The sequence below is a fragment of the Jiangella muralis genome (genome assembly GCF_001270745.1).
Lineage (GTDB): Bacteria > Actinomycetota > Actinomycetes > Jiangellales > Jiangellaceae > Jiangella > Jiangella muralis.
Genome location: NZ_KQ434758.1, coordinates 189255 through 208025, shown reverse-complemented (window position 1 = coordinate 208025; position 18771 = coordinate 189255). Strand labels below are relative to the sequence as shown.

Genomic DNA, 18771 nt, shown 5'->3' with positions numbered 1-18771 from the left:
GACCGAAGTCGATGGCACCGAAGTCGATGGCACCGAAGTCGACGGGACCGAAGTCGACGGGACCGAAGTCGATGGCACCGAAGTCGACGGGACCGAAGTCGATGGCACCGAAGTCGATGGCACCGAAGTCGACGGGACCGAAGTCGACGGGACCGAAGTCGATGGCACCGAAGTCGACGGGTCGGAGGTGGCCGGGTCTGAGGTTGACGGCGTCGAGACGGCGGGTGTGATCCCGCAGCCGGCGACCGAGGACAACGGCGACGACGACAAGGGTCACGAAAACCGTGGCGACAAGGACGACGACGAGCGGCTGCCCGACACCGGCGCTGGGTCGAACCAGCTGCTGATCGTCGGCATCGGGCTGATGCTCGCCGGCGGCGTGGCCGCCTTCGCCGTCAGCCGTCGAGGCGGGGTCGGCCAGGGCTGAGTCCCGGTCGCCACCCGGCGATACGACCGATGGCCGTGGGTCCGCGATCCGGATCCACGGCCGTCGGCTCGCCCGCCGCCGGCACACCCCGTCAACGCTGCCGTGAAAGGCGGTCGACGAGTGGCATATCCGCAACGCTTCGCGCTATCAGCCGAATGGGGGAGTCGGACTCCGCTCAATGGCGCTCTGACCAGGACGTTGGGCGGAAAGGCGACCGTACGCGAACACGCCCGCGTGTCGCCCCCGGATAACGATTCGGTCACGGCAGGCGGGCTCGCGGTTTAGACCACTGGTTCCGGTTTGCGCGCCTCCTCCGCGCCCGTTTCGCCCGCTTAACCCCAGTTCAACGCGACGATCCGTCCCACTATGTCCGGAGAGCGGGCGAAAAACACCAAAGACACCAAGAGGACAGTTTTACGGGGAAAGAAGTTGATCAACCCTTTCGAGGCATAGCGACCGGCGCGCGGTGAATGGGCGGTCGGTGTCCCCGGAGGTAAATTCACCAAGTACGAGACACGTCTCTGGAGCGGTTGTAGGTTCATGATCACGCTTCGCCGGCCTTGGCATATCTGATGGCCGCGAAGGAGCCCGCCATGAAAATGCAAATGCCAGAGGAGAAGGCATGCCTGCAACACCTGTTATGCGCCGGCGTCGCGCAGCGACAACGCTGCTCGCGGCTGGTATTGCCCCGGTTTTCGCTGTGGGTGCGTGGCTGACGCCCGCCGCAGCGGCTGAGGGTGACGAGGCGCGCGCTGGTGCGCGGTTCCTCGACGGCACCGTCCTGGGCACTGACCTGGATGAGCTCGCCGAGCTCGCCGGTGTCGACGTCGAGAACCTGGGCGACCCGGAGGCCGTCACCGACGCCAACCCGCTGGACGTCACGCTGCTCGACTCGATCAACATCGACATCGACCCGAACCTGCAGATCCCGCTGAGCGACATCATCAAGCTCGGCGCGGTGAACCAGTGGGCGACGGCCGAGGACGGCGCCGTTTCGCACGCCGCGACCGGTGCGGTCGCCGACAACGGCGGCGTCGGTACGGGTGTCGAGGACGGTTTCCCCGGCAACGCCACGTTCGACCTGACCGACCTGCTCGGCGAGGGCGTCACGGACCTCATCGCCGACGTCGAGCTCGAGCTCGGCGCCGTCTCGTCCGAGGCGCACCTCGAGCCGTCCGACGACGACTTCGAGGTCTCGCGCGACTACGAGATCGCCGGTGGCGAGCTGCGGGTCACCGTCCCGCTGCTGAGCGGCCTGAACCTGTCGCTCGGCGACGACGCCGCGGTCTGGATCGAGGACGGCACCATCGTCATCGACCTCGACCTGCTGTTCGAGAGCCTGAACGACCTGCCGCCGAACAGCGAGCTGATCGGCCCGGGACTGTTCGACATCCTCGACAGCCTGCTCACCGAACTGCTCGGTGACCTCGGCGCCGGCCTGGGCGACCTGCTCGGCGACCTCGGCCTCGACGAGCTCACCAACGGCATCGCCGACGCCCTGACCGACATCCTGTCGATCAAGGTGAACGTGCAGCCCGACCAGGCTGACGCCGGCATGGCCAAGCCGACCAGCGCGCGCGCCGCGGTGAACGTCGACCGCGCCGCCACCTCCGAGACCTACAGCGTCGCGGCCATGCAGGTCACGCTGCTGGGTGGCCTCGACAACGGCGGCGTCTCGGTGACGCTGGCCGAGTCGCACGTCGGCCCGAACACCAAGGCCGACGGTGAGGAGACCGAGGTCGACGGCACCGAGACCGAGGTCGATGGCACGGAGACCGAGGTCGACGGCACCGAGGTGGATGGCACCGAGGTCGACGGCACCGAGACCGAGGTGGACGGCACGGAGACCGAGGTCGATGGCACCGAGACCGAGGTCGACGGGACCGAGACGGAGGTCGACGGCACCGAGGTCGACGGCACCGAGGTCGACGGCACCGAGGTCGACGGCACCGAGACCAACGGTGACGACGACGGCGCCGCCGACGCCAACGGCAACGAGAACGGCGACGAGCTGCCCGACACCGGTGCCGGCTCCAGCCAGCTGCTGATCCTCGGCCTGGGCCTGGTCCTCGCCGGTGGCATCGCCGCCTACGCGGTCAGCCGTCGCCGGGGCCTCACCGTCGAGTGACGCACTGCACCACCAGTAACACCCAGGAGTAGCACCACGACTCCCACGTTCGATCACGGTGGGTCCGCTCTCAAGCCAGGGCGCGGACCCACCGGATCGGCGTTTCCGGGGTCGGTCGAACCGGGCGGTCGACACACGAGGGCAGGCACGATGCGGGACCAGGAGACAGCGACGACGCCGGCGCGGCAGCAGCCGCGGCCGACGTGGATCAAGGTCGTCGCCGGAGGGCTCGGCGCGCTGCTGTGCGCGCACCTCCTCGCGACGGCGGTGTTCGTCGGCCCGGCCAACGCGGCCAAGGAGTCGCTGGGTACGACGCTGACGAGCTACATGCAGCCGTACTTCCAGCAGGAGTGGAGCCTGTTCGCTCCGACGCCGATCAGCGTCGAGTACTCCATGCTGGTGCGCGGCTGGTACGACGCCGACAGCTCCACCGAGTGGGTGGACGTCACCCAGCTCGAGGTCGACGGCAACATCCTGCACAGCCTGGCGCCGTCGCGCGCGGGCATCATCACCCGCCGGCTGGCCGGCAACATGCGCAAGCAGTACCGCCTCATCTCGCGCGAGGAGCAGGACGTGCTGGCCGGCGACTACCACGAGAACGCGTGGGCGCGCATGGAGGAGGCGATGCTGGCCACCCCCGACCCCAGCTCCGACGCGCGCATCTCCTACGTGCTGCGCCTCGACCGCGCGATGGCGGCGTACGCGACGCAGTTCGCGTGGGCCTGGTGGGGCCGCGACTCCGGCATCGAGTACGTCGAGGTGCAGATCAAGGAGACCCGCGCGCCGCGCTTCGACGATCGCGGCCACGACCCGTCGGTCACCACCCGCGAGTTCGGCCGGCGCCCCCTCTACCTGTACGACGGCCAGGACAGCGCCGCGTTCGCCGAGGCCATCGGGAGGTTCCGGTGATCGGGTCCGCCGTCGACCGCGCGCTGGACGGCGCCGCTCGCACCGTCGGCAAGGGCGAGGAGTGGCTGCTCGGCGCCAAGCGCGCCACCTACGGCGTCGCCGTCGTCCGCATCATCTTCGGCGCCGCGGCCGTCTGGTTCCTGCTGGCGAACTTCGCCAACCGGCACTACCTGTGGGGCGACGCCGCGCAGTGGATGACGCCGCTCGAACGCAACGGCGGCTTCGGCTGGCCGTTCACGCTGTTCGAGGGCGGCAGCGACCCCACCATGCTGACGGTGAAGACGCTGGTCGTGCTCGCGCTGGCGATCGCCTTCACGCTCGGCTGGCGCACCCGCGTGGTCGCGCCGCTGCTGCTGATCTGCTGGGTCAGCCTGATCGAGTCGAACCCGCTGTACGGCGACCAGAGCGACAACATCTTCCGCATCCTGCTCATCTACCTGTGCTTCGCCGACCTGTCCGGACGGTGGTCGCTGGACGCCCGGCGGCGGGCCCGGCAGGAGCGGGGACAGAGCCGGCGGCTGTGGCCGCGCCGGTTCACCCCGGAGGGCCTGCGCCGCGGCGCGGGCCGGCTCGGCATCCTCGTCCACAACCTCGCCATCGTCGCCGTCGCCGCGCAGATCTGCATCATCTACGTCGCCTCGGCGCTCTACAAGGTGCAGGGCGAGGCGTGGCAGGAGGGCACCGCCGTCTACTACCCGATGCAGGTGGGCCAGTACCGGCCGTGGCCGTGGCTGAACGACCTGCTGTCGGCGAACCCGTTCGGCGTGCTGGTCGTCTCGTACTTCTCCGTGTTCATCCAGCTGTTCTTCCCGCTGTTGCTGTTGCGCCGCGGCACCCGGGTGGTGGCGCTGCTCGGCGTCCTCGGCATGCACGCCGGCATCGCGGTGATCATGGGGCTGCCGTTCTTCTCGCTGTTCATCATGGCCGGCGACCAGATCTTCATCCGCGACTCCACCTATCAGGGCATCGCGGCCAGGGTCCGGGCGGCGTGGGACGAGCGACGGCGACGGCGGCGCCCGGCCGGGGTGGAGCACGCGCCGGAGGAGACCCCGGCCGAGCCGGTGCCCACGAGGTAGCCTGGCCCGCGTGCCGAACGAGAGGCCGGATGAGAGGCCGGACGACACCCAGCGCACCGAGGTGCCGCCGATCGCGAAGGGCGTCGCGTTCTTCCTGGTCGGCCTCTTGGTGCTGCACTTCGCGGCGACGTTCCTGTGGAACGCGCCGAGCAACCCGATCAAGGACTCCGTCGGCGCCCAGGTGTCCGGGTACATGCGGCCGTTCTTCCAGCAGAACTGGAGCCTGTTCGCGCCGAACCCGGTGAACGCCGAGGACGAGCTCCGGGTCCGGGCGCAGGTCGAGGACCCGCAGACCGGCGAGCTGAGCACCACCGACTGGGCCGACGCGACCCGCCTGGAGTGGACGCTGATCACGCACGACCCGGCGCCGTCACGGGCCAGCCGGCTGACGTCGAACCTGCACCGCCGCGTCAACACCGCCTGGGACGCGCTGACCGACGAGCAGCAGGAGATCGTCGCCACCGACTACGTCGACATGGAGGACTGGCGGCCGCTGGCCAACGACCTCATCGCGGCGCAGGGCGGCGAGACGTCCGGCCGCGTCGCCAACATCGTCCGCGCCGACCGCGTCGCCACCGGCTACTCCACCCAGCTGGCCAGGGCGCTCTGGGGCGAGGACGTCGTCGCCGTCCAGTTCCAGCTGGTCCGCACGCCGGTGCCGCGCTGGGACGTCCGGTTCGACCCGGTGCCGGAGGACCCGCAGCGGACGGTCCGCGACTTCGGCTGGCGCCCGGCGCTGATCGACGCCGACCAGGACGAGGCCGCGTTCGCCGACGTCGTCGAGGGGCTGGTGGAGAACCAGTGATCGGCGACGCGATCCGCTTCGTCACCAGGACCGTCGGCCGGACGGTCGACGCGGGCGAGCAGTGGCTGTTCGACGGCAAGAAGGCCACGTACGGCCTGGCCGCGATGCGCATCCTCATCGGTGTCGCGATCCTCGGCTCGCTCATCGTCAACTTCACCAACCGGCACTACGTGTGGGGTCCCGGTGCGCGCTGGCTCACCCCCTGGCTGACCGTCGACGAGTACGGCGCACCGTTCACCTGGGTGTTCGCGCAGGACGACGGCACCGCGGTCTTCACGCTGAAGTACCTGCTGCTGGCCGCGCTGGCCGTCGCGTTCACGCTGGGCTGGCGCACCCGCGTCGTCACGCCGCTGCTGATGATCGCGATCGCCAGCCTGATGCGGCTGAATCCGCTGGCCGACGACGCCGGCGACAACATCGTCCGCATCATGCTGCTGTTCCTGTGCTTCGCGGACACCTCGATGCGCTGGTCGCTGGACGCCCGCCGCCGGGCCCGGCCCGGCTACCGCCCGCTGGTGCCACTGCCGCCCTGGGTAGGCACGCTGTTCCACAACGTCGCGCTGATGGCCGTCGCCACTCAGGTGTTCATGGTCTACATGACGTCCGGGCTGTCGAAGGTCCAGGGCAGCATGTGGCAGGAGGGCGTCGGGCTCTACTACCCGCTGCGCATCGGCCAGTACGCGCCGTGGCCGGGGCTGAACGAGCTGGTCTACACCAACGGCGTGTTCGTCACGATCGGCAGCTACGTGACGGTGTTCGTGCAGGTGCTGTTCCCGTTGCTGCTGTTGCGGCGGGGCACCCGGGTGCTGGCGCTGCTGGCGATCTTCGCGATGCACGTCGGCATCGCGATCACGATGGCGCTGCCGTGGTTCTCGCTGGCGATGATCGCCGCCGACATGGTCTTCATCCGCGACGACACCTACCGGGCGGCGATCCGCTGGGCCAGACGCTCCCGCCAGAAACAGCCGGCCGAGCCGTCACCCGCCGAAACCGAACCCGCCGAGGTCCCATGATCATCGGCGATCACTGGGGTCTGAGCACCAGTGATCGCCGGTGGTGACGGCTGTCCACAGGCAGCGGATTCGGGCTGGCGCGACCGTCCCGGCTCGCGCAGGCTGGTGGGGTGGATCTTGAGCAGCTGGTCGCCGCCCAGGAGGGCGTGGTCAGCCGTGCGCAGGCGCTGGCGTGCGGCCTGACCGAGGACGCGCTGACGTGGCGGCTGCGTTCGGGCCGCTGGCAGCGCGTCCATCCGGGGGTGTACGCGACGTTCAGCGGGCCGCTGCCGTTCGCCGCCCGGGTGTGGGCGGCGATCCTGCGAGCGGGCCGCGGAGCTGTGGCCAGCCACCGCACCGCCGCCCACCTGGACGGTCTCTGCGACGATCCCGGTCCGGTCGTCCACGTCACCGCGCCGAGCGACCGGCACGTCCGCGGCAAGACCGACGGCGTCCGGGTCCACTACGCGCACCGGTTGCCGCAGAGCCGTCATCCGGCCAGGAACCCGCCGCGGACCCGGGTCGAGGACACGGTGCTGGACCTCGTCGACGTCGCGTCGCACCCACGTGAGGTCGAGACCTGGGTGACGGCCGCCTGCCAGCGGCGCGCGACGACGCCGGAGCGGCTGGCCGACGCGCTGGGGTGGCGGAAGAAGATCCGCTGGCGCGCCGTCGCCGAGGCGCTGCTGGCCGACGTCGCCGGCGGTGCGCTCTCGCCGTTGGAGCTACGCCACCTGCGCCGGGTCGAACGTGCGCACGGCCTGCCCACCGGCTGCCGGCAGCGCCGGGTCGCCGGCGAGCGGGTCATCTGGGTCGACGTCGATTACGCCGAGTTCCACCTGCGGGTCGAGCTCGACGGACGCATTGGGCACACCGGCGAAGGCCGCTTCCGCGACCGGCACCGGGACAACCGCGCCACCGTCGGCGGCCACGCGACGCTGCGCTACGGGCACGCCGACGTCTTCGGCGACCAGTGCGGCGTCGCTGCGGAACACGTCCGGGTGCTCAGAGCCCGCGGCTGGACCGGCATGCCGCTCTCCTGCCGGCCCGGCTGTCCCGTTCCGGCCTGTGGACGACCGTGATCATCCGCGATCCCTGGCGTCAGAACCCCAGCGATCGCCGATGATCAACGCGCGCTGCGCGACCTACACTTCGCCGCGGACCCGTTTCCAGGCCTGCTGCACGGCCGCCGGCCGGTCGGCCAGGATGTTGCCGTCGGGCGCCGGGGCGGGCCGTGGCCGCGGCGGCCGGGGGTCGGCGACGGCGGCGGCGTAGACCTTCTCGGTCTCGCGGGCGACCGCCGTCCAGACGAACTCCGTGGCGATGCGCTGGTGGGCGGCCCGCACCAGCCGTTGCGACAGGCCGGGCTCCTCGAGCAGCCGCATGGCCGCCGCCGCGAGGTCGCCGGGGTCGCGCGGCGGCACCAGCAGGCCGGTGACGTCGTGCTCGATGACCTCGCGCAGGCCGCCGCTGTCGCCGGCGATGACCGGGGTGCCGGCCGCGCACGCCTCCAGCGCCACGATGCCGAACGGCTCGTACGACGACGGGCACATGGCGACGTCGGCGGCGCCGAACAGCGCGGCGAGGTCGGGCTGGCCCATGCGCCCGGCGAACTGCACGACGTGGTCGATCTGCAGCCGCTGCGCCAGCCGCCGCAGGTTGATCTCCTGCGACCCGGCGCCGGCCAGCACCAGCCGGGCGTCGTGGTGTCGCTGCCGGACCAGCGAGAGCGCCTCGATGCAGACGTCGACGCCCTTCTCCCACTCCAGCCGCCCGCCGAACACCAGCAACGGCGTCTTCGGCGGGATGCCGAACCGTTCGCGGGTGGCCCGCCGCGCCTCGGCCGTGGTGCGCCAGGCGGGATGGTCGACGGCGTTGCGGATGACGGTGAGGTCCTCGGGCGGGACGTCGAACGCGGCGGCCGCCTCGACCCGCATGGCCTCGGAGCAGACGATGGAGCGGGTGGCCTCGGCGACCAGCCACGCCTCGATGTCGTGCCGGGCCCGCGACAGCGACGTCGACAGCCAGCCGTCCCACAGGCCCGCCTCGGTGGCGTGGACGGTGGCGACCAGCGGCGCGTCGATGGCGCGCGCGACGTTGATGCCGGCGTGCGCGTCGACCCAGTCGTGCGCGTGGACGACGTCGGGCATCCACTCGCGGGTGAGCCGGTGGGCGGTGCGCATGAGGCTGGTGTTCAGCGCCAGCACCCACGGCACGAGGTCCTCGCCGCGCTCGCCGGCCGGCGGGTCGGGCGGCGCCCGGAACACCCGCACACCCTTGTCGTCCTCTTCCTCGGGCATCCCCGGGGCGGACTGGGTGACGACGGCGACGTCGTGTCCGTCGGCCACGAGACCCTCGGTCAGGCGGTGGACGTGGCGCCCGAGACCGCCGTAGATGACCGGCGGGTACTCCCACGAGACGACCAGGATCCGCATCGCGCGATCATTTCACAGCGGGCGCAAGATCGGGACCGCGTGAGGACGGCGAAAACGGGTATCGGCGGCCGTCCCGGACTGTGACGTGTTGCACGTCCCCAGGGGCTTGGGCCGCCGGTTACCCCTCGGTAACATCGGGACAGTCGAAGGCTCGGCCACTCGGTGGGCTAGCCTCGCGATGGACGCCACACTGGCAGCTCCCCACCCGCCCGGCCTAGGAGGTCGCAACCCGGCCATGAAGATCGTCACCCTGGTCAAGCACGTTCCGGACGCCACCGCGGACCGGACCTTCACCGCCGCCGACAACACCACCGATCGGGTGGGTGTCGACGGCCTGTTGTCCGAGCTGGACGAGTACGCCGTCGAGGAGGCATTGAAGATCGCCGAGGCCGGCGACGGTGTCGAGGTCGTCGCGTTGACGATGGGCCCCGACGGCGCCGACGCCGCGTTGAAGAAGGCGCTGCAGATGGGCGCCGACTCCGGTGTGCACGTGGTCGACGACTCCCTGCACGGGTCGGACGCGCCCGCCACCGCGCGGGTGCTGGCCGCCGCCATCACGAAGGTCGGCGACGTCGACCTGGTGCTGACCGGCATGGCGTCGACCGACGGCGGCATGAGCGTGGTCCCGGCGATGCTGGCCGAGCACCTCGGGCTGGCGCACGTGGGCTTCGTCGGCGAGCTGGCGGTGTCGGACACCGCGGTGACGGCGCGCCGCGACGGCGATGTCGCGTCCGAGACCATCGAGGCCGCCCTGCCGGCGGTCGTGGCGGTGACGGACCAGATCAACGAGCCGCGGTACCCGTCGTTCAAGGGGATCATGGCGGCGAAGAAGAAGCCGGTCGAGACGTGGACGCTGGCCGACCTCGGGGTCGACGCCGGCGCCGTCGGGCTGGGCGCCGCCTCGTCCACCGTCCGCGAGGTCGTCAAGCGGCCCGAGCGCGCGCAGGGCCAGGTCGTCACCGACGAGGGCGACGGCGGCACGAAACTGGCCGAGTTCCTGGCCGCGCAGAAGTTCATCTGAGCAGGGAGACGACGATGGCTGAGATTCTGGTCCTGGTCGACCACGTCGACGGCGCGGTGCGCAAGACCACGCTGGAGCTGCTGACGCTGGCGCGGCGCGCGGGCGAGCCGGCGGCCGTCTTCCTGGGGTCGGGGTTCGACGCGGCCCGCGACACGCTGGGGGAGTACGGCGCGGCGAAGGTGTACGTGGTCGAGGCGCCCGAGTTCGAGCAGTTCCTGGTGGTGCCGAAGGCCGAGGCGCTGGCGCAGCTCGCGCAGTCCTCCGGCGCGGCCGGGGTGCTGATCACCTCGTCGCCGGAGGGCAAGGAGATCGCGGCGCGGCTGGCGGTGAAGCTGGGTTCGGGCGTCATCACCGACGCGGTCGACGTCGCGGCCGACCTGACGACCACGCAGTCGGTGTTCGCCGGCGGCTACACGGTGACCGCGCAGGTCACGACCGGTGCTCCGGTCATCACGGTGAAGCCGAACGCGGTCACCCCCGAGCCCGCCCCGGCCACCCCGGCGGAGGAGAAGGTCGCGGTCGCGTTCAGCGACGCCGCCACCAAGGCCCGCATCGTCGAGCGCAAGCCGCGCGCGGCGACCGGCCGCCCGGAGCTGACCGAGGCGTCCATCGTCGTCTCAGGCGGGCGTGGCACCGGTGGTGACTTCGGCCCGGTCGAGGCGCTGGCCGACGCGCTGGGCGCGGCCGTGGGCGCGTCGCGGGCGGCGGTCGACTCCGGCTGGTACCCGCACGCCTACCAGGTCGGGCAGACCGGCAAGACGGTGTCGCCGCAGCTCTACCTCGCGGCCGGGATCTCCGGCGCCATCCAGCACCGGGCCGGCATGCAGACGTCGAAGACCATCGTCGTGGTCAACAAGGACCCCGAGGCGCCGATCTTCGCGATGGCCGACTTCGGCGTCGTCGGCGACCTCCACACCGTCCTGCCCCAGGCCACCGGGGAGATCCGCAAGCGGCAGGGCTGACGACGTATCCTGGTCGGGATGTCCGAGCGCCGCGTCTATCTCGACCACGCGGCGACGACCCCCGTCCTTCCTGAAGTGATCGACGTCGTCGCCGCGGCCATGGCGACCCTCGGCAACCCCTCGTCGCTGCACGCGTCCGGCCGGCACGCCCGCAAGCTGGTCGAGGAGGCGCGCGAGTCGGTCGCCGCGGGCCTCGGCGCGCGGCCCAGCGAGGTGGTGTTCACCTCCGGCGGCACCGAGGCCGACAACCTCGCCGTCAAGGGCCTCTACTGGGCCCGCCGGGCCGCCGACCCGCGCCGCGTCCGCATCCTCGCCTCCGCCGTCGAGCACCACGCGGTCCTCGACTCCGTCGACTGGCTGGCCGCCGAGCAGGGGGCGAAGGTCGAGTGGCTGCCGGTCGACGGCGCCGGGCGGCTGGACGTCGACGCGCTGCGCCGGGTGGTCGCGGCCGACCCCGAGTCGGTCGCGCTGATCACCGTCATGTGGGCGAACAACGAGGTCGGCACGGTGCAGCCGGTCGGCGAGGTGGTCGGCGTCGGACGCGAGTCAGGCATCCCGGTGCACTCCGACGCCGTGCAGGCGGTCGGCGCGCTGCCCGTGCACTTCGGCGACTCCGGGCTGGACGCCATGACGGTGTCCGGCCACAAGGCCGGCGCGCCGGTCGGCGTCGGCGCGCTGCTGCTGCGCCGCGAGGCCGACGTCGTGCCCGTCCTGCACGGCGGCGGCCAGGAGCGCGACGTCCGGTCCGGCACGCTCGACGCACCCGCCGTCACCGGGCTGGCTGCGGCCCTGCGCAGTGCGCTCGCCGACGTCCCGGCGCAGGCCGCCGCGCTCGCCGCCCTGCGCGGCCGGCTGGTCGACGGTGTGCGCGGCGCCGTCCCGGACGCCGTGGTGAACGGCGACCCGGAGCGCACGCTGCCCGGCATCGCGCACTTCTCCTTCCCCGGCTGCGAGGGCGACGCGCTGCTGCTCCTGCTCGACGCCGCCGGCATCGACTGCTCCACCGGCAGCGCCTGCACGGCGGGCGTGCCCGAGCCGTCGCACGTCCTTTTGGCCATGGGCGCGCCGCACGAGCGGGCCCGCGGGTCGCTGCGGTTCTCGCTGGGTCACCCGTCCACGGCCGACGACGTCGACGCGCTGGTCGCGGCCATCGGGCCGGCCGTCGAGCGGGCCCGCGCCGCCGGCATCGTCAACGTCGCCACCAGGGGGAACTGAGATGCGCGTCCTCGCCGCGATGTCCGGGGGAGTGGACTCGGCGGTCGCCGCGGCCCGGCTGGTCGAGGCCGGCCACGACGTCACCGGCGTGCACCTCGCGCTGTCGGCGAACCCGCAGTCGTTCCGCACCGGCGCCCGCGGCTGCTGCACCATCGAGGACTCCCGCGACGCCCGCCGCGCCGCCGACGTCCTGGGCATCCCGTTCTACGTGTGGGACCTCGCCGAGCGGTTCCGCGCCGACGTCGTCGACGACTTCGTCGCCGAGTACGCCGCCGGCCGCACGCCCAACCCGTGCCTGCGCTGCAACGAGAAGATCAAGTTCGCCGCCGTGCTCGACCGCGCGCTCGCGCTCGGTTTCGACGCCGTCGGCACCGGGCACTACGCGCGGGTCGTCGACGGGCCGGCGGGTCCCGAGCTGCACCGCGCCGCCGACCCGGAGAAGGACCAGTCCTACGTGCTCGGCGTGCTGACGGCCGGCCAGCTCGAGCACGCGCTCTTCCCGCTCGGCGACACCGTCAAGACCGACGTCCGCGACGAGGCGGAGCGGCGCGGCCTGGCGGTCGCCCGCAAGCCCGACAGTCACGACATCTGCTTCATCGCCGACGGCGACACCGCCGGCTTCCTGCGGGGCCGCCTCGGCGACGCGCCGGGCGAGGTGGTCGACGCTGCCGGCGCCGTCGTCGGCACCCACGACGGGACCTACGGTTTCACCATCGGCCAGCGCAAGGGGCTGCGCATCGGCACGCCGGCCGCCGACGGCCAGCCGCGCTACGTCCTCGACATCTCCCCGGTCGACCGCCGGGTCACCGTCGGCCCGCGTGAGGCGCTCGCCGTCGACGCGCTCACCGGGGTAGCGCCGCGCTGGTGCGGTGCGCCGCCGCCCGCGTCGTCGCCGTTGTCCTGCCTGGCCCAGTTCCGGGCGCACGGCACGCCTGCCGAGGCGGTCGCGACGGTGTCCGGCGACGCCGTCGAGGTGACGTTCGGGACGGCCCAGGAGGGGGTCGCGCCCGGCCAGGCGATCGTGCTCTACGACGGCACCCGCGTGGTCGGGTCGGCCACCATCGACGCCACCCACTCCGCCGTCAGCGCGTGACGTAGTCGACGACCAGGCCGATCACGCCGGGGTCGCGCAGGATCCGCTGGTGCCCGAGGCCGTCGGTGCTGATCAGCTCCGCCTCCGGCCACGCGGCCGCGAGCGCCGCGCCGTCGTCGTACGGGACCTCCTTGTCCTTCCGGTCGTGCACGACGAGCGTGGGCGGCACCTCCGCGCGCCGGGCCAGCCCGGTGACGTCGAAGTCGGCCAGCGGGCGGCCGGCCTTGCGTTCCAGCAGCGCCAGCAGGCGGCCGCGGGTGCGCTCGCCGAAGCCGACCGTCCGCTGGAACAGCGCGAGCCCGTCGCTGAGCGTCGTGCTCGGCGCGATCAGTACCAGCCGCGCCGCCGGCAGCCCGTCCAGCACCGCCACCGCGGTCGCGGCACTGCCGAGGGAGTGCGCGACGACGGCGGACGGCTTGCCGTGTTTGCCCGCGGCCGCCGCCAGCGCCTCGGTGAATTCGACGCCGGTGGCCCGGCCGCGGCCCAGCTGCCCCGGCCCGGACTCGCCGTGGCTGGGCGCGTCGACCGCGACCACCCGCCGCCCGGCGTCGACCAGCGGCTGGACGAACGCGCCGAGCTGGCCGCGCCAGCCGCCCCAGCCGTGCATCAGGTAGACCGGCGGGCCGAACCCCCAGCTCTCCACCGCGACCGCGCGGCCGTCGGGGAGGGTCAGCGTGCTGCGCTCGCCCGGCCGCGGCCGCTCGTCGCGGCGGCGGCCGCCGGTGTCCGGCAGCGTGCACCACAGTCCCGCGGCCCAGCGGGCGCCGACGCCGGGCGCGACGCGGTCGAGCGTGCGGAACGAGGCGCGGAGGACGCGGAGCTTCACGCCAGCACGAACGATCGTGCGTTTCTGCGGCGAAGTGATGGCCATGGTCAGTCCCTCCGGGGGTTCTCCTAGATGGTGGCTGGGGCGACCGGGACGCGGGCGGCGGCGAGCAGCCGCTCGAACGCGTGCCGTGCCCGCGCCTCCGACCGCTCGTCCTCGAGCAGCCGGTGGGCGTGGTAGAAGCCGAGCATGATGCCGTCGAGGTCGGCGGCGAACTGCAGGGGGTCGGCGTCGTCGCGGAAGTGGCCCTCGGCGATGCCCGACGCGAACATGCGCGCGCAGGAGTCGTAGAGGTCGCGGTGGTCGCGGACCAGCTGGTCGCGGACCGGGCCGTCCTGCTCGTCCAGCTCGGCGGAGGCTTTGACGAACAGGCAGCCGCCGGGCATGCGGGTGCGGCCGCACTCGACCCAGCGCTCGAACAGCTCACGCACCCGCGGCTCGCCGCGCGGCGCCAGCAGCGCCGGCCGGATGACGGCGTCGATGAACTCGGTGCGGGCCTCGCGCAGCACCTCCAGCTGCAGCAGCTCCTTGGACCGGAAGTGCGCGAACAGCCCGCTCTTGGACATGCCTGTGGTGGCGGCGAGGTGCCCGATGGTCAGCCCGCCCAGCCCGACCCGATAGGCCGTCTCGACACCCTTGCGGAGGATGACCTGCCGGGTTTCCGCGCCCTTCGTCACGCCATCAAAATAGCACGACCGTTCGTGCCTGGCGAGGGGTGTGGCCTACGACACCGACACGCCGATCGCCGAGCCGACGGCGTACGTCACCGCCATGGTCAGCAGCCCCACGATCACCGCCCGGGCCGCCGCCCGCCCGCGCCGTCCGCCACCCAGCCGCGCGCCCACGTACCCGGTCAGTGCCAGCGCGAGCACCACCGTCACCATCGTGACCGGCACCCGCGCGCTGGCCGGTGGCAGCACGATCGCCAGCAGCGGCAGCGTCGCACCCAGCGCGAACGCCACGAACGACGACAACGCCGCCGTCCACGGGTTGGTCTGCTCGTCGGCGTCGATGCCGAGCTCGGCCTCGGCGTGCGCCGCCAGCGCGTCCTCGGCCGTCAGCTCGCGCGCGACCTGCTCGGCCAGCGGGCGGGACAGGCCCTTCCGCTCGTAGATCAGGGTGAGCTCGGCCAGTTCCTCGTCGGCCAGGTGCTCCAGCTCCCACCGTTCCCGCGCGAGCGCCGCCCGCTCGGTGTCGCGCTGGGCGCTGACGGAGGTGTACTCGCCGCCGGCCATCGAGAACGCGCCCGCGACCAGGCCGGCCACGCCGGTCAGCAGCAGCCAGTCGCGGTCGGAGGTGGCGCCGGCCACGCCGACCACGATGCCGGCCGTGGAGATGATGCCGTCGTTGGCGCCGAGGATGCCGGCCCGCAGCCAGTTCAGCCGCCCCGCCAGCCTGCCGTGGTGGTGCTGCTCGCCTTCGTGCGGCGTCGCCTCGGCCATACCGACAGCGTAGCGACGGGCGGCGCGTCCTACAGGGTCGATAGGCACTGGCGCGGGAGCGGGCGGACCTGTCACAGTTTCCTCGTTGACGGGGAGGAACCATCGTGCTGGTGTGCGGACGGGCGGCGACGTTTGTGCGCTGAGCGCCGTGCCGATCACGTCTGGGGGGCGATACTCGAACGCGCGCGGGCGGAAGGCGCCGACCCGTCGCTGCGGCACGTGCTGGAGGCCTGCGCCGTCGCCCTGGGTGCGGTGGGATGCGGGCTGTCGATGGTCGGCGCGGCCGGCGCGCGCGAGCCGGTGCTGTCCGTAGGCGTCCTCTGTGAGGAGCTGGAGGAGCTGCAGTTCACGCTCGGCCAGGGCCCCGGCGTCGACGCGGCCGGCGACGGCGTGGTGCTGGCGCCCGACCTCGCCGCCGAGTCCGCCGCGCGGCGCTGGCCGGTGTTCGCGCCCGCCGCGGCGCAGCGGGGCGTGCGGGGGCTGTTCGCGTTCCCCGTGGCGGCCGGCGCGGCCCGCGTCGGCGTGCTGGATGTGTACCGGCGCGAGCCCGGTGAACTGGGCGCCGCGCACCTGTCGACGGCGCTGGCGTTCGCCGACGCGGCGCTCGTCCTGGTGCTCGATGAGCGTGGTGCGGTCGGTACCGGTCTGGACCAATACCGACATGGCATGCTGCCGGAACGTCGCGCCGAGGTGCACCAGGCCGCGGGCATGGTGAGTGTGCAGCTCAGCGTCGAGGTGAGCGAAGCGCTGGTCAGGTTGCGTGCCTATGCCTACGTCCACGAACGCCGGCTGGCCGAGGTGGCCGCCGACGTCGTGGCGCGGCGGCTGAGATTCACCTCGAATCGGCGCGGCATGAACGACACGGCTTCGGGGAACGGGATGATGGACGTGCCTCCGCACCCCGACCCCGACCACCCGGAGGGCGGCGCATGAGTATCACCGACCGGCGAGTCCGCGAGACCTTCGTCGAACTGGCCGACACACTCGTCGACGACTACGACGTCCTCGGCTTCCTCGACGTGCTCGCGCATCGGGTGGTCGAGTTGCTCGACGTCGATGCGTGCGGCGTCGTCCTGGCCGACCACCACGGCACGATCAGCCTCGTCGCGGCCTCCTCGGAGGAGACCCGGCTGCTGGAGCTGTCGCAATTGCAGAACGCCGAAGGCCCGTGCCTCGACGCGTTCCACCTCGGCCGGCCGGTGTCCGTGGCGGACCTGCGGACGGGCGACGAGCGTTGGCCGCAGTTCGCCCCCGCCGCCCGCGACGCCGGGTTCCTCGCCGTCCACGCCCTGCCCATGCGGCTGCGCGAGGTGGTCGTCGGCGCGATGAATCTGTTCGCGGTCGCGCCGGGCGGGCTGCCGGCCGACTCGATGGCGCTCGGCCAGGCGATGGCCGACGTCGCCACCATCGGGATCCTGCACGAGCGCACCCTCCGCCAGCAGGGCGTGGTCGTCGGGCAGCTCCAGGCCGCCCTCGACAGCCGGATCCTCGTCGAACAGGCCAAGGGCGTGCTGGCCGAGCGGATGTCCGTCTCCGTCGACGAGGCGTTCGCGCTGCTGCGCAGCCACGCCCGGTCGACGAACAGCAAGCTGCGCGACCTCGCGGCCGCCGTCGTCGCCGGGGCGATCACCGAGCTCAGCGCCTGACGACCCGGCGTCGGCGCGCCCGGGTCGGGAAAACGGCCCCTTGACCACCGCCGGAGTCCGGCGTAGCGTCCCCAGGGATGTGCCGAATCCGGCTCTGACGTGGGATGTCATGCCATTTCGGTGCGTCTGGACGTCGCCCAGGACCTCGGCGGCACACGCCGGAGGGCCGGGGCGTCCACATGCCTGTCTCTCCGCGCGGCGATCGCGGTCTCGGCCACGATCGCGGGGCGGGCCGCCTAACCGGCCGCTCGTCGTCGGGCACACATCCGGTCTCCGGCCGGTCAAGGGGGGCGCGCCCGACGGCGAGCGAGCCGGCCGGGAGGCAGCCATCCGACTGGTGGCGGGGCCGGGGCGGCGAGAAGCGGGGTGCGCATGGGTGGTGACGTCGGCGCGGCAGCGGACCACCTGCTGCGGCGGGTGTACGCGGCGGGCCTCGAGCTCCAGGTCGTCCTCGCCGAACTGGACGACGATCCGCTGGCGGGGCCGGTCGGCCGGGCCGTCGTGGAGGTGGACCAGACGGTCCGTGAGCTGCAAGGCCGCGCCCTGGCGCGCGCCGCGGACCCCGTCCCGGACGGCTGACCAGGCGCGCGCCGCGGACCCCGTCCCCGACGGCTGACCAGGCGCGCGGCGACGTTGTCGGCGCCCGCCCGTAGGGTGGGCCACCCACCCGAACGGGGAGGGTCATCGCCCCGCTTTCCGCGTCGTGTCGGGCTGCGGCGGGCCATCGCCTAGGGTTCGCTCTTGTGGACTATGCGTGGGGGCCGGCGACGGCGACGGGGGTCGGTTCGCTGCCGTTCGCGGACCGGGACGAGGCGGCGCGTGTCGTCGTCGGCGAGCTGCCCGACTTCCCGCACCTGGCCGAGCTGCCCGCCCGCGGGGCCGGCGCCGACCTCGTCGGCCGCGCCGCGTCGCTGCTGGTCGACCTGCACGTCGACCTGCAGCCGTCCGGCTGGCGGCTGGTCGCGCGGCCGGGTGCGGACGAGCGGCGCGCGGCGTCGTTCCTCGGCGCCGACCTCGACGCGCTGGAGATCGCCGCGTACGGGTACGAAGGCCCGCTGAAGGTGCAGGTCGCGGGGCCGCTGACGCTGGCGGCGTCGGTCGAGTCGAACCGGGGCGGCGCGCTGGTCGGCGACTCCGGGGCGCGGCGCGACCTCGCGGCGTCGCTGGCGGAGGGCGTGTCCGCGTTCGTGGCCGACGTCGGGCGGCGGGTGCCGGGTGCGTCGGTCGTCCTGCAACTGGACGAGCCGTCGCTGCCCGCCGTCCTCGCCGGCGAGATCCCGACGGCGAGCGGGTTCGGCCGGCTCCGCGCGGTCGACGTGGCAGAGGCGTCCACGCTGGTCGGTGCGGTGGTCTCGCGGGTGGACGCGCCGGTCGTGGTGCACTGCTGCGCGCCGTCGGTGCCGGTTGACGTCGTGCGCTCGGCCGGGGCGGTGGCGGTGTCACTGGACGCGTCGCTGCTGGCCGGCGCCCCGGCAGCGGAGCTGGACGCGCTGGCCGCGGCGGTCGACGCCGGCCTGGCGCTCTGGCCGGGCGTGGTGCCGTCGCTGCGCCCGTCCACCCCGCCGGCCGACCGCGAGCTGGCGCAGCGCGTCGTCGGACTCTGGCGGCGGCTCGACCAGGACCCCGCGGCCATGGCCGTCCGCACCGTCATCACCCCGGCCTGCGGCCTCGCGGGCGCCGACCCCGCCTGGGCCCGTCGCGCCTACACGCTCGCCCGCACGACGGCGCGCGCCTTCGCCGAGCTCGTCGCCGAGGCCTGACGCGGGCGCGAGCGGCGCCGGTTCCGGCACATCG

Annotated in this window: 19 protein-coding genes; 15 read left to right on the top strand and 4 right to left on the bottom strand. The window is 73.0% G+C overall.

Translation table 11 applies throughout. The features are described from left to right. From ACW62_RS34780 to ACW62_RS15870, 7 genes are all read left to right on the top strand, one after another. A partial coding sequence (locus tag ACW62_RS34780) for an LPXTG cell wall anchor domain-containing protein (protein ID WP_169792067.1) occupies window positions 1-427 on the top strand: 427 nt, incomplete at its 5' end. Between the two features lie 700 nt (window positions 428-1127). After that, window positions 1128-2555 carry a choice-of-anchor G family protein gene (locus ACW62_RS15895; RefSeq protein WP_053205089.1) on the top strand — a complete coding sequence of 476 codons (1428 nt, stop codon included), beginning with the start codon at window positions 1128-1130 and terminating at the stop codon, window positions 2553-2555. Window positions 2556-2705: 150 nt separating this feature from the next. Then, window positions 2706-3464, top strand: a complete 759-nt coding sequence (locus tag ACW62_RS34775) for a DUF5819 family protein (protein WP_053205088.1) — start codon at window positions 2706-2708, stop codon at window positions 3462-3464. Next, on the top strand, window positions 3461-4540 hold the full coding sequence (locus ACW62_RS34770; protein WP_053205087.1) for an HTTM domain-containing protein: 1080 nt from the start codon (window positions 3461-3463) through the stop codon (window positions 4538-4540). The genes ACW62_RS34775 and ACW62_RS34770 overlap by 4 nt, the downstream gene beginning before the upstream one ends. A gap of 10 nt (window positions 4541-4550) precedes the next feature. Beyond that, on the top strand, window positions 4551-5345 hold the full coding sequence (locus ACW62_RS15880) for a DUF5819 family protein (protein ID WP_053205086.1): 795 nt from the start codon (window positions 4551-4553) through the stop codon (window positions 5343-5345). Further along, entirely contained in the window at window positions 5342-6358 is a 1017-nt protein-coding gene (locus ACW62_RS15875) for an HTTM domain-containing protein (RefSeq protein ID WP_053205085.1), read from the top strand. Before ACW62_RS15880 ends, ACW62_RS15875 begins: the two co-directional genes overlap by 4 nt. A gap of 110 nt (window positions 6359-6468) precedes the next feature. Continuing rightward, window positions 6469-7419 (top strand): type IV toxin-antitoxin system AbiEi family antitoxin domain-containing protein, encoded by a 951-nt coding sequence (locus ACW62_RS15870; RefSeq protein WP_053205084.1) that lies wholly within the window; start codon window positions 6469-6471, stop codon window positions 7417-7419. A 63-nt stretch (window positions 7420-7482) separates the two neighbouring features. Here the strand turns inward: ACW62_RS15870 and ACW62_RS15865 are convergent, their stop codons facing one another. Continuing rightward, window positions 7483-8772, bottom strand: a complete 1290-nt coding sequence (locus ACW62_RS15865; protein WP_053205083.1) for a glycosyltransferase family 4 protein — start codon at window positions 8770-8772, stop codon at window positions 7483-7485. Between the two features lie 235 nt (window positions 8773-9007). On the opposite strand from ACW62_RS15865, the gene ACW62_RS15860 reads away from it, so the two are divergent. From ACW62_RS15860 to mnmA, 4 genes are read left to right on the top strand one after another with little or no spacing between them, the layout of a single operon-like run. Next, on the top strand, window positions 9008-9793 hold the full coding sequence (locus tag ACW62_RS15860; RefSeq protein ID WP_053205082.1) for an electron transfer flavoprotein subunit beta/FixA family protein: 786 nt from the start codon (window positions 9008-9010) through the stop codon (window positions 9791-9793). A 14-nt stretch (window positions 9794-9807) separates the two neighbouring features. Further along, window positions 9808-10755: an electron transfer flavoprotein subunit alpha/FixB family protein gene (locus ACW62_RS15855; protein ID WP_053205081.1), complete on the top strand. Its 948-nt coding sequence runs from the start codon at window positions 9808-9810 to the stop codon at window positions 10753-10755. 18 nt (window positions 10756-10773) lie between these two features. Then, complete coding sequence (locus ACW62_RS15850) at window positions 10774-11970, top strand: cysteine desulfurase family protein (RefSeq protein ID WP_053205080.1); 1197 nt, start codon at window positions 10774-10776, stop codon at window positions 11968-11970. A gap of 1 nt (window position 11971) precedes the next feature. Next, window positions 11972-13063 carry a tRNA 2-thiouridine(34) synthase MnmA gene (mnmA, locus tag ACW62_RS15845; RefSeq protein ID WP_053205079.1) on the top strand — a complete coding sequence of 364 codons (1092 nt, stop codon included), beginning with the start codon at window positions 11972-11974 and terminating at the stop codon, window positions 13061-13063. On the opposite strand, the gene ACW62_RS15840 is transcribed toward mnmA, so the two are convergent. The 3 genes from ACW62_RS15840 to ACW62_RS15830 form a co-directional block, all read right to left on the bottom strand. Next, complete coding sequence (locus tag ACW62_RS15840) at window positions 13053-13889, bottom strand: alpha/beta fold hydrolase (RefSeq protein ID WP_053205078.1); 837 nt, start codon at window positions 13887-13889, stop codon at window positions 13053-13055. The two genes, mnmA and ACW62_RS15840, sit on opposite strands and share 11 nt — an antisense overlap. Before the next feature lie 68 nt (window positions 13890-13957). Beyond that, on the bottom strand, window positions 13958-14566 hold the full coding sequence (locus ACW62_RS15835; RefSeq protein ID WP_053205077.1) for a TetR/AcrR family transcriptional regulator: 609 nt from the start codon (window positions 14564-14566) through the stop codon (window positions 13958-13960). 45 nt (window positions 14567-14611) lie between these two features. Further along, window positions 14612-15331, bottom strand: a complete 720-nt coding sequence (locus ACW62_RS15830) for a VIT1/CCC1 transporter family protein (RefSeq protein ID WP_053205076.1) — start codon at window positions 15329-15331, stop codon at window positions 14612-14614. Here ACW62_RS15830 and ACW62_RS15825 point away from each other — a divergent pair. From ACW62_RS15825 to ACW62_RS35280, 4 genes are all read left to right on the top strand, one after another. Further along, window positions 15293-16264, top strand: a complete 972-nt coding sequence (locus ACW62_RS15825) for a GAF and ANTAR domain-containing protein (RefSeq protein ID WP_157574789.1) — start codon at window positions 15293-15295, stop codon at window positions 16262-16264. The two genes, ACW62_RS15830 and ACW62_RS15825, sit on opposite strands and share 39 nt — an antisense overlap. After that, window positions 16261-16977, top strand: coding sequence for a GAF and ANTAR domain-containing protein (locus tag ACW62_RS15820; protein WP_053205074.1), 717 nt, complete (start codon window positions 16261-16263; stop codon window positions 16975-16977). The genes ACW62_RS15825 and ACW62_RS15820 overlap by 4 nt, the downstream gene beginning before the upstream one ends. 372 nt (window positions 16978-17349) lie before the next feature. Next, on the top strand, window positions 17350-17556 hold the full coding sequence (locus tag ACW62_RS15815) for a hypothetical protein (protein ID WP_053205073.1): 207 nt from the start codon (window positions 17350-17352) through the stop codon (window positions 17554-17556). Between the two features lie 164 nt (window positions 17557-17720). Continuing rightward, window positions 17721-18737 carry a uroporphyrinogen decarboxylase/cobalamine-independent methonine synthase family protein gene (locus ACW62_RS35280; protein ID WP_053205072.1) on the top strand — a complete coding sequence of 339 codons (1017 nt, stop codon included), beginning with the start codon at window positions 17721-17723 and terminating at the stop codon, window positions 18735-18737. Window positions 18738-18771: the final 34 nt, after the last annotated feature.

Excerpts from the sequence above, each read along its gene's own strand:
- ACW62_RS15855 (WP_053205081.1), top strand. The coding sequence starts at position 9,808 with ATGGCTGAGATTCTGGTCCTGGTCGACCACGTCGACGGCGCGGTGCGC.
- ACW62_RS15820 (WP_053205074.1), top strand. The coding sequence starts at position 16,261 with ATGAGTATCACCGACCGGCGAGTCCGCGAGACCTTCGTCGAACTGGCC.
- ACW62_RS15860 (WP_053205082.1), top strand. The coding sequence starts at position 9,008 with ATGAAGATCGTCACCCTGGTCAAGCACGTTCCGGACGCCACCGCGGAC.
- ACW62_RS15830 (WP_053205076.1), bottom strand. The coding sequence starts at position 15,331 with ATGGCCGAGGCGACGCCGCACGAAGGCGAGCAGCACCACCACGGCAGG.
- ACW62_RS15850 (WP_053205080.1), top strand. The coding sequence starts at position 10,774 with ATGTCCGAGCGCCGCGTCTATCTCGACCACGCGGCGACGACCCCCGTC.
- ACW62_RS15865 (WP_053205083.1), bottom strand. The coding sequence starts at position 8,772 with ATGCGGATCCTGGTCGTCTCGTGGGAGTACCCGCCGGTCATCTACGGC.
- ACW62_RS15815 (WP_053205073.1), top strand. The coding sequence starts at position 17,350 with ATGGGTGGTGACGTCGGCGCGGCAGCGGACCACCTGCTGCGGCGGGTG.
- ACW62_RS34775 (WP_053205088.1), top strand. The coding sequence starts at position 2,706 with ATGCGGGACCAGGAGACAGCGACGACGCCGGCGCGGCAGCAGCCGCGG.
- mnmA (WP_053205079.1), top strand. The coding sequence starts at position 11,972 with ATGCGCGTCCTCGCCGCGATGTCCGGGGGAGTGGACTCGGCGGTCGCC.